This window comes from Nonomuraea sp. CA-218870, from assembly GCF_050936535.1.
GTDB classification, from domain to species: Bacteria; Actinomycetota; Actinomycetes; order Streptosporangiales; family Streptosporangiaceae; genus Nonomuraea; species Nonomuraea corallina.
In genome coordinates this window covers 4,687,793-4,703,434 of sequence record NZ_JBNJMN010000001.1, presented here as the reverse complement: position 1 = coordinate 4,703,434, position 15,642 = coordinate 4,687,793, and the positions used below count along the sequence as shown (strand labels likewise).

The window sequence follows — 15,642 nt, the reverse complement described above, 5'->3', positions numbered from 1 at the left end:
AGCGGCTGGACGAGCTGCGCGAGCGCACCCAGCACCGGCTGAAGGAGGTGCTGGCCAGCGGCGCCGTCGGCACCATGCAGAACAGGTCGGAGCGCGACACGTTCGCCGACATGTACGCCTCCCGCCTGGCCCGGCTGTGGGCGGTGGAGCGCGGCCTGGTCTTCGGCCGGCTCGACCACGCCGAGGAGGGCCGGCTCTACATCGGCAAGCTGGGCATGACCGACGACGAGCAGGAACGGCTGCTCATCGACTGGCGGGCCCCTGTCGCGCAGCCGTTCTACCGCGCCACCCCGGCCGCGCCGATGGGCCTGACCCGGCGGCGCCATCTGCAGACCCGCGGCCGCACGGTGGTCGGCGTCGACGACGACCTGCTCGACTTCGACGCACTCACCGACGACGACCGGGCCACGCTGAACGGCGAGGCCGCCCTGCTGGCCGCGCTGGGCGAGCGGCGCACGGGGCGGATGCGCGACATCGTGGCCACCATCCAGGCCGAGCAGGACAAGGTGATCCGGTCCGACCTGAACGGGGTGCTCGTCGTCCAGGGCGGCCCCGGCACCGGCAAGACCGTCGTCGCCCTGCACCGCGCCGCCTACCTGCTCTACACGCACCGGGAGCGGCTGGAGCGCCGCGGCGTGCTCATCCTCGGCCCCAACCTCACCTTCCTGCGCTACATCGAGCAGGTGCTGCCCTCGCTCGGCGAGACCGACGTGCTGCTGTCGGCCGTCGGCGAGCTGTACCCCGGCCTGACCGCCACCGCACGGGAACGGCCCGAGGTGGCCGCGGTCAAGGGCGACCTGCGGATGGCCGAGGTGATCGCCAGGGCGGTGCGCGACCGTCAGCGCGTCCCGCGCAAGCCCGTCGAGCTGCGGCTCGGCCGCTACACCCTCACCATGGACCGCAAGATGCTGGAGTCGGCCGCCGCCAAGGCCGCCCGCTCCCGCCGGCCGCACAACCAGGCCCGCGCCGTGTTCGTCCGCTCCCTGCTCAACGCGCTGGCCCGGCAGGCCGCCAGACAGATCGGCAAGGGCCTGATCGACGACGAAGAGCTGGCCGACCTGCGCGAGGAGCTGCGCACCGAACCGGTCGTGCGGTCCGCGCTCAACCGGCTCTGGCCCTATCTCACGCCGCAGCGGCTGCTGCTCGGCCTGTACGGGTCGCCGGACCGGTTGGGTTACGCCGCCTCCGTCCTGACGGCCGAGGAGCGGGCCCTGCTGCGGCGCGACGGGGCGCGCGGCGGCGAGTGGACGGAGTCCGACGTGCCGCTGCTGGACGAGGCGGCCGAGCTGCTCGGCGAGATCGACGAGCAGGTGCTGCGGGCCAGCGCGCTGGCCGCAGAGGAGGAGCTGGCCGCGGCCCGGCAGGCGGAGGAGCACGAGCGCGAGGCCGAGCTCGCCTACGCGCGCGAGGTGCTGGAGCTGACCGGGCTGTCCGACGTCATGGAGGCCGAGCGGCTGGCCGAGCGGCAGCGGGGCGACGGCCCCCGTCTCACCACCGCCGAACGCGCCGCCGCCGACCGCGCCTGGGCCTACGGGCACGTCATCGTGGACGAGGCGCAGGAGCTGTCGCCGATGGCCTGGCGGGCGCTCATGCGGCGCGTTCCCAGCCGGTCCATGACGATCGTCGGCGACATCGCCCAGACCGGCTCGGCCGCCGGGGCACGCTCGTGGGCGGAGGTGCTCGACCCGTACGTCGCGGGGCGGTGGCGGCAGGAGCGGCTGACCGTCAACTACCGCACGCCGGTGGAGCTGATGGAGGTGGCCGCCCGGGTGCTCGCCACCATCGACCCCGGCCTGGAGCCGCCCCGGTCGGTGCGTGACAGCGGGGCGAGCCCGTGGGCCGCGCCGATGGCCGAGCTGCCCCGGATCGTCGCGGAGGAGGTCGCCGCGGGCGGCAAGGTCGCCGTGGTGGGGCCCGACGCGCTGCTCGCGTCGCTGGGGGAGACGCTGGAGGGCGCCGTGGTCGTCACGCCGGGGGCCGGGCGCGGCCGGGGCGCCGAGGCGCTCGACGCGCCCGTCGCGGTGCTCGGGGTGACCGACGCCAAAGGGCTGGAGTTCGACTCGGTGGTCGTGGTGGAGCCGGAGCTGATCTGCGCGCAGTCGCCGCGCGGCGTCAGCGACCTGTACGTGGCGCTCACGCGGGCCACGCAGCGGCTGGGCGTGGTGCATGATCGCCCGCTAAGCGATGCTTTGCGCGACTTGCCGCGGCGCTCCGGCAGTGCCGCCCCGGTGCCTGCTCAGCCGGGCAATGGCCGCCCACCTGGGAAAACTTGATGTTTCTGCTGATCGGGACACGGTTGACATCTGAGGCTGAGTCGGTAGTTTGCTGCGCAGTCCAGCACGGGACTTGGCCGGTTGGCCGTCTCTGACATCGCCGGATCCTGCGTCCGTGACGGAGCGTGACTCCGTCCACACAGCCAGGTGCAGGGCCGTCGGTCCGTCGAGTCGGGGCACCCCAGCCGGGCGGGGGGTTGGACCCGGGACGGGCCCGGGAGCCCAGTAGACAACGGAATTTCGCGCTCGCCGCCGACGAGACGGATCCGGTCCGAAGGGTTTCCGGGCCCTCTTCCCGTTCCCGTGCGCCGGGCTCGCCAGTGCGCCGGGTGGTCCCGTACCTCGCGGGATCACCCTGTCGCCGCGCCCGGCATGACCGCAGAGCGCCGCGGGGACGGTAGCGTTTCGCTTGAAGGTGTGCGGATCGCGAGGAGACCCTCAGTGGTGCAGGAGAAGACGGGCCCGCGGGCCGGCCCCGCGTCTCCCGGCGACGGGAGCGGCCCGCCCGTACCCTCATCCGGCCCGGCCGCCTCGGGAACTCCTCCCGCCACCTCCGCGCAGAGCTCCGAGCCTGCCCTGACCGTCCCGGCCTCCCCGCACGACCCCCCGGACCCCGGCGCGAGCCCTGACGCCGCCGGTGGGGCCGTCGGAGGCCCGCGGGAGGCCATCCGTGACGGCGGCGGGGACGCCGGGGAGCCTCCGGCCGGCGACAGGTCGCCGGGACGCGGGGGACGGCCGGCGGGGGAGTCGCGGCGGGTGCTCGCCGGACGGGTGGCCGCGGCCGCCGCCGGTGGGGTGCTGCTCTATCTGGCGTTCCCGCCGCTCGGCTGGTGGCCGTGCGCGCCGGCCGGGCTGGCGCTGATCGCCGCCTCGCTGTACGGGACGCGGCCCAGGAGGGCGGCCTGGCTCGGCTACGTGGCCGCGGCCGTGTTCCTCACGCCCACGGTGGCGTGGGTGCGCACGATCGGCGTCGACGTGTGGGTCATGCTGGTCGCCGTCGAGAGCCTGTTCTACGCGGCCATGGCCGCCATGGTCGCGCCGGTCTTCCGGCTGCGCCTGTGGCCGGTGTGGTTCGGCGCGCTCTGGGTGGCGATGGAGTGGGCGCGCGGGCTGGTGCCGATCGGCGGGTTCCCGTGGGCGCGGGTGGCCTTCAGCCAGGGCGAGTCGTCGTTCACCCCGTACGCCGCCCTGGGCGGCGCGCCGCTGGTGTCGTTCGCCGTGGCCGTGTGCGGCGCCCTGCTGGCGCACGCGCTGGTCGTACGGCCGGGCAGGGGCCTGCTGCGCGCGGTGCCGGTCGCGCTGGCCGTCGCCGTCCCCGTCGTCGCCCTGGCGGTGCCCAGGCCGCAGGACGAGGGCCGCACCGTCAACGTCGGCATCGTGCAGGGCAGCGTGCCGGGGCGCGGCATGAACATCTTCGGCGACGAGCGCGCCGTCGTGCTGCGGAACCACTCCGAGGAGACCAAGCGCCTGGCCCGGCGGGTCCGCGCCGGCGAGCTGCCCGCGCCCGACCTGGTGGCGCTGCCGGAGAACTCCACCGACATCGACCCCTACACCGACGCGTCCGCCCACGCCGTGATCCACGACTCGGTGCGCGACGTCGGCGTGCCGACCCTGGTCGGCGCGGTGGTGGCGATCGGCGACGACAGCCGCGCCACCCGCAGCCTGGTGTGGGACCCCGAGACCGGCCCCGGCGACTACTACGACAAGCGCAACCTGGTGCCGTTCGGCGAGTACACCCCGTTCAAGGACCTGGTGATGGCCCTGTTCGAGCGGGCCAAGCTGGTCGGCAGGCAGTCCGTCCCCGGCACCGAGCCGGGCGACCTGAGGCTGGGCCCGGTCACCGTCGGGGCGGTCAACTGCTACGAGGTCGCCTACGACACCACCGTGCGCGACACCGTGCGGGCCGGGGGGACGCCGCTGGTCGTGCAGACCAACAACGCCTCCTACGCCCTGTCCAACCTGCCCTACCAGCAGCTGGCGATGTCCCAGCTGCGGGCGGTCGAGCACAACCGGGCGGTCGTGACGGCGGCCACGACCGGGATCTCGGCCTATGTCGCGCCGGACGGTAAGGTCTCGTGGCAGACCCGGGAACTCGTCGCCGACAGCACCGTCGTGACGGTGCCGGTACGCACCGGACAGACGATCGCCACGAGGGTCGGGGCGGCCCCCGAGTGGGCAGTGATGATGTTGGGAGCGGCGGCCACCGTCGTCGCCGCCCGGCGCCGGCGCCGGGCCGACCGGATGATGGGGGACGACTGACGATGGAGACGCTCGGCCGGGTGCTGGTCATCGTCCCGACGTACAACGAGCGGGACAACCTGCCGAGGATCACCGAGCGGCTGCGGGCCGCGCTGCCCGAGGCCGACCTGCTGGTGGCCGACGACAGCAGCCCCGACGGCACCGGCGAGATCGCTGACGAGCTGGCCGCCCGGGACGACCAGGTGCGCGTCCTGCACCGTCCCGCCAAGCAGGGGCTCGGCGCCGCCTACATCGCCGGGTTCCGGTGGGGGCTGGGTGAGGGCTACGACGTGCTGGTGGAGATGGACGCCGACGGCTCGCACCAGCCGGAGGAGCTGCACAAGCTGCTGACGGCGCTGTCCGACGGGGCCGACCTGGCGATCGGGTCGCGTTACGTGCCGGGCGGCAAGGTGAAGAACTGGCCGGCCTCGCGCGAGTTCCTGTCACGGGGCGCCAACCTCTACACGCGGATCATGCTGGGCCTGCCGGTGCGCGACGCCACGGCCGGCTTCCGCGCCTACCGCGCGGGCACGCTGGAGAAGATCGGGCTGGCCGACGTGGAGTCGCAGGGCTACTGCTTCCAGGTCGACCTGACCCTGCGCACCTGCCGCCACGGGCTGCGGGTCGCCGAGGTGCCGATCACGTTCGTGGAGCGCACGGTCGGCACGAGCAAGATGAGCGGCCGCGTGATGGCCGAGGCGTTCTGGCGGATCTTCCAGTGGGGGGTCGCCGGGCTGCCGGCGCGGCTGCGCGGCCGGAGGTCCTGACCGGCGGAACGCGGCGGCGGTTTCGGGCGTTGTCCTATCTGGACGTGTCCTTCGATGTGCACAGAACGAGGCGACGATGCGGCTCCTGCTTTTCCTGGCCTTTCTGGTGGTTCCCCTCCTGGAGGTGTGGCTGCTGATCCAGGTCGGTTCGGTGATCGGCGGCTGGCAGACCGTCGGGCTGCTGGTGGCGGCCGGGCTGCTCGGCTCGTGGCTGGTGCGGCGCGAGGGACGCCGGGCCTGGCGCAACCTGCAGGAGTCGGTGCGCACCGGGCTCATGCCGGAGCGTGAGCTGGCCGACGCGGCGCTGGTGCTGGTGGGCGGCGTGCTGCTGGTGACGCCCGGCTTCTTCAGCGACGTGGTGGGCCTGGTCTGCGTCCTGCCGCTCACCCGGCCGTTGATGCGGCGGCTCGGCTGGTGGTTCTTCGACCGGCGGGTCAAGCGGATGGCGGCGGCTTCCCCGTACGCCCATCTCTACCCGCCCCAGGCGGGCCCGGTGCGGGCGGGCGGCCCGGTGGGCGGCGAGCCGCGCGGGAAGGTCGTGCACGGCGAGGTCATCCGCGAGGACTAGCGGCGACGCCCGGGCCCGGGTCTTCGGCGCACAGCGAAACGCACAGCGAAACGCACAGCGAAACCCCCGGGCCGGCGGCCCGGGGGTTCACCGTGAGAGGGTGTCAGGCGCTCTTGCGGCGTTGGGCCCGCAGGACCGCCAGCCGCTCGTTGAGCACCTCTTCCAGATCTTCGATGGACCGCCGCTCAAGGAGCATGTCCCAGTGCGTCCGCGGCGGCTTGGTCTTCTTCGACTCCGGCTGCTCGCCGTCGTCCCGCACCGCGGTGACGCCGCACATGCGGCACTCCCACGTCGCGGGGATCTCGGCCTCGGCGGCAAGCGGAACCTCGAAGCGATGCCCCTTGGGGCAGGTGTAGGACACCTCCTGGCGTGGGGCCAGATCCGTGTTACGGTCGTTCTCGTAGCTGGTTGCCCCGAGCCGGGTGCCACGAAGCGCGCGCTCGCCCATGTTTGAATGCCTCCTACAGGGCCCCCATGCGTGGGGGGTCTGTCTCCCACGGTGTCTAACGCTTGGTACCGTGATGGGATTCCCACCCGCGAGGTGATCCAATCGCGCAACCGCCGAGGAGTTCGGGCGCCGGGCGCGCACGCTAGAGGTTCGACGGCACCTCGTTGCCCGCCGCGCGGATCGCCTTGGGCAGGTTGACCAGCGCGAGCAGCACGAACCCGAGCACGAAGAAGATGACCATCGACATGATGGCGATGCGGAAGCTGTTGGTGAGCTGCAGCGCGATCGTCACCGTCAGCGAGCCGATGAACGCCGAGCCCTTGTCGCTGATCTGCAGCAGGCTGAAGTACTCGGCCTCCTTGCCCTTCGGGATCACCTGGGAGAACAGCGAGCGTGACAGCGCCTGCGTGCCGCCGAGCACGATCGCGATGGCGAAGGCCATGAGGTAGAACTGCACGGCCTGCCCCTCTCCGACGAACAGCGCCATCACCACGATCACCGTCCACACCACGATGCTGGCCAGGACCGTGCGCTTGGTGCCGAACCGCTGAGCCAGGCGGCTCAGCAGCAGCGCCCCGAAGAACGCCACGAACTGGACCATGAGGATCGCGGTGATCTGCACCGTGCGGTCCAGCTTGAGCGCCTCGGAGGCGAAGGCGGCGCTGTTGCCGATGACCGTCTGGATGCCGTCGTTGTAGACCAGGTAGGCCACCAGGAACAGCAGCGTCAGCGGGTAGCGGCGCAGCTCCCTCAGCGTACGCCAGAGCTGGCGGAAGCTGCCGCCGACCGACCCCAGCGCGGTGCCCTCGTGCGCGGGCACCGGCCGGTTGCGCAGCCGCAGCAGCGGCACGATCGTGAACGTCGCCCACCACAGCCCGGCCGACATCATCGCGATCCGCACCGCCTCGCCCTCGGTCAGCCCCAGGCCCTCGTGGCCGGAGAAGAGCGCGAGGTTGAGCGCCAGCAGCAGCCCGCCGCCCAGGTAGCCGATCGCCCAGCCCTGCGACGACACCCGGTCGCGCTCGTCGGGCGTGGAGATCTGCGGCAGGAACGAGTCGTAGACGACGATGGAGGCGCCGTAGCCGAGGTTGGCGAGGATGAAGAGCCAGCCGCCGAGCAGGTAGCGGTCGCCCTCGACGAAGAACAGGCCCATCGCGGCCAGCGCGCCGGCGTAGGCGAACCCGCCGAGCATCTCGCGCTTGCGGCCGGTGTGGTCGGCCAGCGCGCCCACCATCGGCAGGATCACGATCTGCAGCAGCACCGCCACGGTCGTGATCAGCCCGAAGAACGCGGCCGGCCGGATGTCCATGCCGTACACGTCCACGTAGCCCAGGCCCGGGTTCTGGACGGTGAGCCGGTCGAAGTCGCGCGCGCAGGCGCCGGCGTCGAGCCGGGGGAAGTCCTTGCCGCAGGCCGCGGTCTTGGCGACCTCGATGATGTACGGGCCGAGGAAGACGGAGATGATCGTGGTGTAGAAGGCCGAGTTGGCCCAGTCGTAGACGTACCAGCCTCGCTGCTCGCGCCGGCGCGAGGCCGGCGACTCGGCGGAGGGGTCGGACGCCGCGGGGGGTGCGGGTACGGACATGGTGTCGAGTCGCTCCTAGGCGGCCATGCGGCCGGGATGCCACTGGCCGCGCCGCTCCAGGACGCCGCGCAGCCCGGTGATGTTGTCGGTCATGATGCCGTCGACGCCCAGGTCGAGCAGGCGCTCCATCTGCAGGGTGTCGTTGATGGTCCACACGTGCACCTGCATGCCGATCGCGTGCGCCGTCCGCACCAGGCGTTGGGTGGTGACCCGCAGCCCGCGGAAGCCGACCGGCACCTGCGCGCACGGGATCGCCGCGCGCTTGAGCCGGGCCAGCAGGCGGCCGTAGCCGGAGGTGGTGGCGGCGGCCCGGAGCGCGGCCACGCCGCGCGGCCCGAGCGCCGAGCACACCTCCCGGCCGAGCGCCGCCCTGGCCAGCACCAGCCGTTCGTCGGAGAACGAGGTGAGGCAGATCCGGTCGTAGGAGTTCGTCCGCCGGACCACCTCGGCCAGCGGAGCGATCGCCGCCGGCTCCTTGACGTCGATGTTGAACCGGATCTCCGGCCACGAGCCCAGCAGGTCCTCCAGCAGCGGGATGCGGTGGACGCCGCCGATGCGGGCGTGCTTGACCGCCCGGTAGGGCAGTTCGGAGACGCGGCCCCGCCGGTCGGTGACCCGGTCCAGCGTGTGGTCGTGGAAGGCGAGCAGCACGCCGTCGGAGGTGGCGTGCGCGTCGGTCTCCAGGTGGGTGTAGCCGAGCCGCACGGCCCGCTCGAACGCCTCGAAGGAGTTCTCCGCTCCTTCGAGCGCCCCGCCCCGGTGGGCGAAGGCGAGCGGGCCCGGGTGGTCGAGATAGGCGAATCGGCGGCTGAGCACGATCTGCAGTATGCCTTCCACGCGTGAACGGTGGGGTTACGAATCGGGGAGATTCTGCCATTCCTGGCGGCGGGCCTCGGCGAGCGCGATGGCGGCGGCGACCGCCACGTTGACCGACCCGACCCGCCCCACCTGCGGGATGTAGCAGACGCCGTCGGCGGCGTCGAGCAGGGCGGGGGAGCAGCCGTGGTCCTCGCTGCCGACCACCAGGCACACGTCGCGGCCCAGCGCCGCCCGGTGCAGCGGCACCGCCTCGGCGGTCAGCTCGACCGCCATCACGGTGAAGCCGTCCTCCCGCGCGGCCTTGACCGCGTCCGCGGCGGGCACCGGGTCGTGCCAGGTGACCAGCCGTTCGGTGCCGAGCGCGGTCTTGCCGGCCTTCGGGTTGGTGGGCGGGGTGGCGTTGCCGGCCAGCCAGATCTGGTCCACGCCGAACGCGGCGGCGGTACGGAAGATCGAGCCGACGTTGAACGGGCCGGTGACCGACTCCAGGATCAGCGCCAGGCGGTTGGTGGTGTTCCTGCGCCAGGTGCGGTTGAGCCGCTTGACGTCGGTGGGGCGCAGCTGCCTTCTCATCTTTCGACCCTCAGTACGCGGTAGGAGGCCCTGGAGGCCTCGCGGGAGGCTCGCCAGCCCTGCTCGCCGAGCCAGCGCTGCAGGGAGTCGGAGCCGAGGTGCTTCTGGACGACCAGGTAGGCGGCGCCGCCGGGGGCCAGCCGCGTCAGCCACCTGGTGAGCATGTCGTGCAGGGCCGCCTTGCCGATCCGGATGGCGGGGTTGGACCAGATCGCCTGGAACGTCACGTCCTCGGGGACCTCGTCCACATGCACGGACCTTACTTTGTCAAGGCCCGCGGCCTGGGCGTTGCGTGCCGTCAGCTCCACCGCGCGGCGGTTGACGTCGACGGCCCATACGGTCGCCCCGGGCGCGCGGGAGGCCATCGTCAGCGCGATCGGGCCGTAGCCGCAGCCGAGATCGAGCAGGTCGCCGCGCGGGGGCGGCGGCGGGACCGTCTCCAGCAGGATCTTCGTGCCGAGATCGACCCGCTCGGGGGAGAACACCCCGCTGTCGGTCTCCAGCCGCAGATGGAGGTCGGGCAGGACGAGGTCGGCCTGACGCGGCCTGCTCGCGGCTCCCGGACGTTCGGCGAAGTAGTGCCCCACAACGGGAAACGTTACGGGATCCGGGTGCCGAACAAGACCGCCGCGCCTCCCACCAGCAGCCCGGCGAGGAGGGCGGCCAGGATGAACAGCTGCGTGATCTCCTGGTCGACCAGTTTGTAGCCGAGCGAGGTGCCGATCTGCTCGTAGACCTCGCGCAGCTCGCTCCCGGACTCGGCGGTGTAGGCGCGGCCGCTGGTGCCGTCGGACAGCGCCTGCAGGGTCTGCTTGTTGACCGGGACGTTCACCGGGCGGCCGTCGATGGAGACGGTCCCGTCGGGTGTGCCGTAGGCGATCGTGGAGACGGGCACGTGGGCCTGCTGGGCGGCGTCGGTGGCCTCGCGGACCGAGCGGCCGGAGGTGTTGTCGCCGTCGGACAGCAGCACGATCGCCGACGGCGGCGGGTCGCTGGTGGCGTCCTGGTCGAAGGAGCGGACCGCGTCGAGGGAGTTGAAGACGGCCTCGCCGATGGCGGTGCCGGGCCGGGTGGACAGGTGGCCGATGGCGGTCACCACGGCCTGGTGGTCGGTGGTGGGGGAGATGACCACGTTGGCGGAGCGGGCGAAGGCCACCACGCCCACGTTGAACCGGTCGGGCAGTTCCTGGACGAACGCCTGGGCGGCGCTCTTGGCCGCGGAGATGCGGTTGGGCTCGACGTCGTGGGCGTCCATGGACAGGGACACGTCCAGCGCGATCATGATGGTGGCGCGGTCGCGCGGGACCCGGACCTCGCCGGCCGGCCGGGCGGCGCCGATGACCAGCAGCGACATCATGACGAGGAAGAGCACGGGCGGCACGTGGCGGCGCCAGCCGGGGCCGGCGGGCGCGACCAGGTCGAGCAGCGCCAGGTTGGTGAAGCGCACGGTGTAGCGGCGCCGGGCGAACTGCGCGGCCACGTATCCGGCGACCAGGAGCAGCACCAGGACGAACAGCCACAGCCAGGCGGGCGACAGGAACGTCAAGGGGTCACCTTCCGGTGTGCCAGATGGCTCATGCGCCGCTGGCGCAGGACGAACTGCGCGATGTCGAACACCCAGTCACGGTCGGTGCGCAGCACCAGATGGGCGACGCCGGCCCGGCGCAGCGCGAGGCGGGTGCCCTGCCGCTGGAGCGCGGCGGCCTCCGCGTACGCGTCGCGGATTTTCGGGGAAAGGTGCACTTCGCGTACCTTCCCGGTCTCCGGATCGGCGAACGCGACGCGGCCGACATCGGGCAGCTCCAGCTCGCGCGGGTCGATCACCTCGACGGCCAGCACCTGGTGGCGGGCCGACAGGCGGCGCAGCGGGCGCTCCCACGGCCGTTCGGCCTCGGGGTCGAGGGTGGGGGCGGCCTCCAGGAAGTCGGAGACGACCACCCGCATGCCGCGCCGCCTGCGGGTGGCCGCCAGCACGTCGATGCTCTCGGCGAGGTCGGGCGGGTCGGCCACGACCTGGCCGCGCGGGGCGTCCATGAGCGCGCTGAGCAGCCCGTACAGGGCGGGCCTGCCGGTGCGGGCGGGCATGCGGTGGATGTGCTCGTCATGGATGACGAGCGCGCCGAACCGGTCGCCCATCCGGCTGGACAGGAACCCGATGGCGCCGACCGCGGCGACGACCAGGTCGCGTTTGTCGGTGTCGGCCGTGCCGAAGTCCATGCTGGGCGACAGGTCGGCCAGCGCCCACGTCTCCAGCTCGCGGTCGGCGACCAGGTCCCGCACGTGCGGGACGGTCGTGCGGGCGGTGACGTTCCAGTCCATGCGCCGCACGTCGTCCTCGCCGGGCACGTAGACGCGGCTGTCGCCGGCCTCGCTGCCGGTGCCGGGCAGCAGCCCCTGGTGGGCGCCGTGCAGCAGCCCGTCGAGCCGTCTGGTCACGGTCAGCTCCAGGCGGCGCAGGGCCTGCTCGGCGGTGGTCATGAGGCGCTCAACGGTTCTGGTTCCAGACGACCAGAGGCGGCGGCACGGCGTGCAGGATCTGGCGGATGACCTCCTCCGGGTCGACGCCGTCGGCGAGGGCGTCGAAGGTGAGCATGAGCCGGTGCGACATGACGTCCACGGCCACGTCGCGCACGTCGTCGGGCAGCAGGTAGTCGCGGCCGCGCAGCACGGCCAGCGCGCGCCCGGCGGACACCAGGCCGAGCGTGGCGCGCGGGCTGACGCCGATCTCGATGGTGTCGACCAGGTCGGGCAGGCCGTAGTCGGCGGGGGCGCGGGTGGCCATGACGAGCCGTACGACGTAGTCGGCGACGAGCTGGTGGACCGAGACGTTCTCGGCGGTCTGCTGCAGGGCGATCAGCCGCTCGGGGTCCAGCACCCGCGAGGCCGAGGGCGGGGTGACGCTCATGCGCTGGAGGATCTGCAGCTCCTCGTGCGCGCTCGGGTGCGTCACACGTACCCGGAACAGGAAGCGGTCGCGCTGCACCTCGGGCAGCGGATAGACGCCCTCGGACTCGATCGGGTTCTGGGTGGCCAGGACGACGAACGGCCGGGGCAGCGGGTGGGTGACGCCGGCCAGCGTGACCTGACGTTCGGCCATGACCTCCAGCAGCGCCGACTGGACCTTCGCGGGAGCGCGGTTGATCTCGTCGGCGAGCAGGAAGTTGACGAACACCGGCCCGAGCTCGACGTCGAACTTCTCGGTGGACGGGTGATAGACGCGGGTGCCGACGATGTCGCTCGGCACCAGGTCGGGCGTGAACTGGATGCGGGCGAACGTGCCGCCCACCACGGTGGCCAGGGTGGACGCGGCGAGGGTCTTGGCGACGCCGGGGACGCCTTCCAGCAGGCAGTGGCCGCGCGCCAGCAGCGCAACGACCAGCCTCTCGACCATGTGTTCCTGCCCGACGATGACACGCCGGACCTCGTCGAGGGCCTGACGCAGCACCTCCGCGTCCGTTCCGTCCGGCAGCTCTTCGGCGACGCTCATGACGCTATTCCACCAAAGGTGCCGCAAACCTGCACGACGCCACGTCTGTGCTTTCATGGCAGATGTGGCCAGTCCGCTTCAGTACGGAGACCCACCGCGGCTCGGGCCGTACGTGGTGCAGGCGCGCCTGCACACCGCTCCGGCCGGTTTCGTGTACCTGGGACAGGGGCCCGACGGCCGCGCCGTGTCGCTGGCCCTGCTGACCAGAGGCGCGGCGTTCGACCCCGCGGCGCGCGACCGGTTCGTCACCGCGATCAAGGAAGCGGCCCCGGACCAGGAGCGGGCGGGCGTGCTCGGCTGGTTCACGCGCGGCGGCAGGCCCCGCGCGGCGGTGCTGGACGACCTGCCGCCGGTGCTGGCGATCAACACCGGCCGGGCGCCGTGGGTGGCGGTCCCGTACGCGGCGGGCCGGCCGGGGGCCGAGCGGTTCCTCGACCCGGTGATGGTGGGCGGGACCCTCATCGGTCAGGCGCACGGCCCGGACTTCGTCCCGTACTGGCTGACCGACCGCGCTCCGGCGCTGGCGCCGCCGGTCAGGCCGCGGCCGCTGACCGAGACGCGCAAGCGGGTGCTGATGGCGGCGCTGGCGCTGCTGTTGCTGCTGATGCTGATCACGGCGTTCCTGCTGCTGATGCTGCTGGGCCGCTCCGGCAGCGGCCCGCTGCCGCAGCCGCTGCCGCCGACGCAGTTCCTGCCGACCCCGCCGCCGACTCCGGCCTCGCCCGAGCCGCAGGAGCCGACCCCGTCGCCCTCGCCCTCGCCGTCGCGGAGCGGCGAGGAGACGCCCGGCCGCTCGCCCGGCGGCGACTCCTCCGGCGACCCGCAGCTCTGACCCTCCCCGGGTTCACCTTCCGGCCCTATGAGCGGGCGGATCGCGCGCGGCCGGTCAGCCGGGCGCGACGAAGCCGGACTCGTAGGCGGCGATGACCGCCTGCGTGCGGTCGCGGGCGCCGAGCTTGGTGAGCACGTTGCCCACGTGGGTCTTGACCGTCTCGGTGCTGACCACCAGCTCGGCGGCGATCTCGCCGTTGGACAGGCCCCTGGCCATGAGCCGCAGCACGTCGCCCTCGCGCCCGGTCAGCCGGTCGACGCCCGCCACCCGGGCCGCCGGCCGGCGCGCGGCGAGCGCGCGGATGGCCGCCGGGAACAGCAGCGACTCGCCGGACGCCACCAGCTTCACCGCGCGGACCAGCTCCTCCGGCCTGGCCCGCTTCAGCAGGAAACCGTCGGCGCCGGCGCGCAGGGCGTCGTAGACGTGGTCGTCGTTCTCGAACGTGGTCACCACCAGGACCTTGGGCGGATCCTCCAGGGCGACCAGGCGGCGGGTGGCCTCGATGCCGTCCAGGGCGGGCATGCGCACGTCCATGAGCACCACGTCGGGCCGCTCGCGGCGCACCACCGGCAGCACCGCGGCCCCGTCGGCGGCCTCGCCGACCACGGCCAGGCCGGGCTCGGAGTCGATGATGATCCGCAGCCCGGTCCTGACGAGGTCCTCGTCGTCGGCCAGCACGACCCTGATCGTCATGGCTCCGACCGTAGCGGCAGCCGGGCCGCCACCCGCCAGCCGCCCGCGCCCGGCCCCGCGACGACCTCGCCGCCGAGCAGCCCGGCCCGCTCCCGCATCCCGCCCAGGCCCCTGCCCCCGCCTTCCCGCTCCCGCGTCCCGCCCGGGCCCGCCCCTCCGCCGGCCCGCGCCTCGCCCGCCGGGCCCCGCCGCCCGTCCCGGCCCGCCCGGCCCGCCCGGTCCGTGCTCTCGTCCGGTCCGTCGCCACGGTCGTCCCCGGCGCCGGTCCGGTTGGTGATCAGGAGGTCGAGGGCGCCGTCGCGGACGTGGGCCGACAGATGGATCGGGCCGCGGCCGTGCTTGACGGCGTTGGTCAGCGCCTCCTGGACGATCCGGTAGGCCTCCCGGGAGACCGGGGCGGGCACGGCCGACAGGTCGCCCACGTCGCGCCGTACCTCGGCCCCGGTGGAGCGCGCCAGCGTGTCGAGCTCGGCCAGGGTGGCCCCGCCCGCACGCTCACCGCCGTCCGCGCGCAGGACTCCGAGTGCGTGGTCCAGGTCCTCCAGGGCGGCGCGGGCCGACCGTTCGATCGCCTCCAGCGCCGTCCTGGCCGTGCCGGGGTCGCGGTCGAGGACCCGGCCCGCGGCGGCGGCCTGGATCGTGACCACGCTGAGCGCGTGACCCACCGAGTCGTGCAGCTCACGGGCCAGCCGGTTGCGCCGCGCCAGGTCACGGGCGCGCGCCTCGGCCGCGGCCAGCCGCTCGGCCGGGGTGGGGCCGAGCAGGACCGGGGCGAGCCGGGCCAGCAGCGCGCCGGACCCGGCCGCCAGCGCCACGAGCACCACGAGCATGGCCAGCCCCGCCGCGGGCCAGCCGATCGCGCTCCAGCCCGGTTCGACGCGCCCGCCGAACAGGTCGCTCGCGCCGGTGAACGGCAGCGCCGCCGTCACCGCCGTGAACGGCACGATCGCGAGCGTGCAGCCGCTGACGACGCCCCCGACCGCCAGGTGCAGGGTGTACCAGGCCGAGGTGCGCCGGCGTTCCTGCCAGGAGCGCCGGCCCTCGTGCGGGACGGCGGTGACGGCGGCGCCGAGCAGGCTCTGCGCCGCGTTCACCTCCAGCGCGCGCACCGGCAGGAACAGGCCGGTGAGCGCCACGATAGGCAGCACCGCGGCGAACACGCCGAGCTCCACCGGCAGCAGCAGCAGCGGCGTCGCCGCCTCCCGCCGCACCCAGCCGACGACCAGCACCCCGGCCATCATGTACGGCATCAGCAGCGCCCCGCCGAGGATCAGGCACGTCCACCGCCGCGCCAGGAGCCGGTTCCATCGCACATCGGCGATTGTATGTCGAGCTTTATTCGCTCTCGGAGGAATGCGC

At 73.4% G+C, this 15,642-nt stretch carries 15 protein-coding genes; 5 read left to right on the top strand and 10 right to left on the bottom strand.

Annotation, left to right across the window (positions count from 1 at the left end; genetic code table 11):
- The first annotated feature begins 47 nt into the window (after window positions 1–47).
- From ACQEUU_RS22760 to ACQEUU_RS22745, 4 genes are all read left to right on the top strand, one after another.
- Window positions 48–2,273, top strand: coding sequence for a HelD family protein (locus ACQEUU_RS22760; RefSeq protein ID WP_433068970.1), 2,226 nt, complete (start codon window positions 48–50; stop codon window positions 2,271–2,273).
- Between the two features lie 444 nt (window positions 2,274–2,717).
- Window positions 2,718–4,532 (top strand): apolipoprotein N-acyltransferase, encoded by a 1,815-nt coding sequence (lnt, locus tag ACQEUU_RS22755; RefSeq protein ID WP_433068967.1) that lies wholly within the window; start codon window positions 2,718–2,720, stop codon window positions 4,530–4,532.
- A 2-nt stretch (window positions 4,533–4,534) separates the two neighbouring features.
- Window positions 4,535–5,278: a polyprenol monophosphomannose synthase gene (locus ACQEUU_RS22750; RefSeq protein WP_433068964.1), complete on the top strand. Its 744-nt coding sequence runs from the start codon at window positions 4,535–4,537 to the stop codon at window positions 5,276–5,278.
- A 76-nt stretch (window positions 5,279–5,354) separates the two neighbouring features.
- The gene (locus ACQEUU_RS22745; RefSeq protein WP_433068961.1) at window positions 5,355–5,846 is read left to right on the top strand and encodes an FxsA family protein; all 492 of its coding nucleotides are present in this window, start codon (window positions 5,355–5,357) and stop codon (window positions 5,844–5,846) included.
- Between the two features lie 103 nt (window positions 5,847–5,949).
- Here ACQEUU_RS22745 and ACQEUU_RS22740 read toward each other — a convergent pair whose 3' ends face one another.
- The 8 genes from ACQEUU_RS22740 to ACQEUU_RS22705 form a co-directional block, all read right to left on the bottom strand.
- Window positions 5,950–6,294 (bottom strand): RNA polymerase-binding protein RbpA, encoded by a 345-nt coding sequence (locus tag ACQEUU_RS22740; RefSeq protein ID WP_270159177.1) that lies wholly within the window; start codon window positions 6,292–6,294, stop codon window positions 5,950–5,952.
- A gap of 142 nt (window positions 6,295–6,436) precedes the next feature.
- The gene (locus ACQEUU_RS22735) at window positions 6,437–7,879 is read right to left on the bottom strand and encodes an MFS transporter (protein ID WP_433068958.1); all 1,443 of its coding nucleotides are present in this window, start codon (window positions 7,877–7,879) and stop codon (window positions 6,437–6,439) included.
- Window positions 7,880–7,894: 15 nt separating this feature from the next.
- Window positions 7,895–8,716, bottom strand: coding sequence for a glycerophosphodiester phosphodiesterase (locus tag ACQEUU_RS22730; RefSeq protein ID WP_433068955.1), 822 nt, complete (start codon window positions 8,714–8,716; stop codon window positions 7,895–7,897).
- Window positions 8,717–8,731: 15 nt separating this feature from the next.
- Window positions 8,732–9,271 carry a TrmH family RNA methyltransferase gene (locus tag ACQEUU_RS22725; protein ID WP_433068953.1) on the bottom strand — a complete coding sequence of 180 codons (540 nt, stop codon included), beginning with the start codon at window positions 9,269–9,271 and terminating at the stop codon, window positions 8,732–8,734.
- Window positions 9,268–9,858: a class I SAM-dependent methyltransferase gene (locus tag ACQEUU_RS22720; protein WP_433068950.1), complete on the bottom strand. Its 591-nt coding sequence runs from the start codon at window positions 9,856–9,858 to the stop codon at window positions 9,268–9,270. The genes ACQEUU_RS22725 and ACQEUU_RS22720 overlap by 4 nt, the downstream gene beginning before the upstream one ends.
- 11 nt (window positions 9,859–9,869) lie before the next feature.
- Window positions 9,870–10,817: a VWA domain-containing protein gene (locus ACQEUU_RS22715; RefSeq protein WP_433068947.1), complete on the bottom strand. Its 948-nt coding sequence runs from the start codon at window positions 10,815–10,817 to the stop codon at window positions 9,870–9,872.
- On the bottom strand, window positions 10,814–11,749 hold the full coding sequence (locus tag ACQEUU_RS22710) for a DUF58 domain-containing protein (RefSeq protein WP_433068944.1): 936 nt from the start codon (window positions 11,747–11,749) through the stop codon (window positions 10,814–10,816). The genes ACQEUU_RS22715 and ACQEUU_RS22710 overlap by 4 nt, the downstream gene beginning before the upstream one ends.
- A gap of 7 nt (window positions 11,750–11,756) precedes the next feature.
- Window positions 11,757–12,758 (bottom strand): AAA family ATPase, encoded by a 1,002-nt coding sequence (locus ACQEUU_RS22705; protein WP_433068941.1) that lies wholly within the window; start codon window positions 12,756–12,758, stop codon window positions 11,757–11,759.
- Between the two features lie 55 nt (window positions 12,759–12,813).
- Here ACQEUU_RS22705 and ACQEUU_RS22700 point away from each other — a divergent pair, with 55 nt between their 5' ends.
- Window positions 12,814–13,590 carry a hypothetical protein gene (locus ACQEUU_RS22700; RefSeq protein ID WP_270159185.1) on the top strand — a complete coding sequence of 259 codons (777 nt, stop codon included), beginning with the start codon at window positions 12,814–12,816 and terminating at the stop codon, window positions 13,588–13,590.
- A gap of 54 nt (window positions 13,591–13,644) precedes the next feature.
- On the opposite strand, the gene ACQEUU_RS22695 is transcribed toward ACQEUU_RS22700, so the two are convergent.
- Both ACQEUU_RS22695 and ACQEUU_RS22690 read right to left on the bottom strand, forming a co-directional pair.
- Window positions 13,645–14,283 (bottom strand): response regulator transcription factor, encoded by a 639-nt coding sequence (locus ACQEUU_RS22695; protein ID WP_433068938.1) that lies wholly within the window; start codon window positions 14,281–14,283, stop codon window positions 13,645–13,647.
- Window positions 14,280–15,596: a sensor histidine kinase gene (locus ACQEUU_RS22690; RefSeq protein WP_433068936.1), complete on the bottom strand. Its 1,317-nt coding sequence runs from the start codon at window positions 15,594–15,596 to the stop codon at window positions 14,280–14,282. Before ACQEUU_RS22690 ends, ACQEUU_RS22695 begins: the two co-directional genes overlap by 4 nt.
- Window positions 15,597–15,642: the final 46 nt, after the last annotated feature.

What these genes read in the sequence shown, in the direction of transcription:
- ACQEUU_RS22700 (WP_270159185.1), top strand. Translation starts at nt 12,814, where the DNA reads ATGGCAGATGTGGCCAGTCCGCTTCAGTACGGAGACCCACCGCGGCTC.
- ACQEUU_RS22695 (WP_433068938.1), bottom strand. Translation starts at nt 14,283, where the DNA reads ATGACGATCAGGGTCGTGCTGGCCGACGACGAGGACCTCGTCAGGACC.
- ACQEUU_RS22710 (WP_433068944.1), bottom strand. Translation starts at nt 11,749, where the DNA reads ATGACCACCGCCGAGCAGGCCCTGCGCCGCCTGGAGCTGACCGTGACC.
- ACQEUU_RS22705 (WP_433068941.1), bottom strand. Translation starts at nt 12,758, where the DNA reads ATGAGCGTCGCCGAAGAGCTGCCGGACGGAACGGACGCGGAGGTGCTG.
- ACQEUU_RS22735 (WP_433068958.1), bottom strand. Translation starts at nt 7,879, where the DNA reads ATGTCCGTACCCGCACCCCCCGCGGCGTCCGACCCCTCCGCCGAGTCG.
- ACQEUU_RS22725 (WP_433068953.1), bottom strand. Translation starts at nt 9,271, where the DNA reads ATGAGAAGGCAGCTGCGCCCCACCGACGTCAAGCGGCTCAACCGCACC.
- ACQEUU_RS22740 (WP_270159177.1), bottom strand. Translation starts at nt 6,294, where the DNA reads ATGGGCGAGCGCGCGCTTCGTGGCACCCGGCTCGGGGCAACCAGCTAC.
- ACQEUU_RS22745 (WP_433068961.1), top strand. Translation starts at nt 5,355, where the DNA reads ATGCGGCTCCTGCTTTTCCTGGCCTTTCTGGTGGTTCCCCTCCTGGAG.
- ACQEUU_RS22750 (WP_433068964.1), top strand. Translation starts at nt 4,535, where the DNA reads ATGGAGACGCTCGGCCGGGTGCTGGTCATCGTCCCGACGTACAACGAG.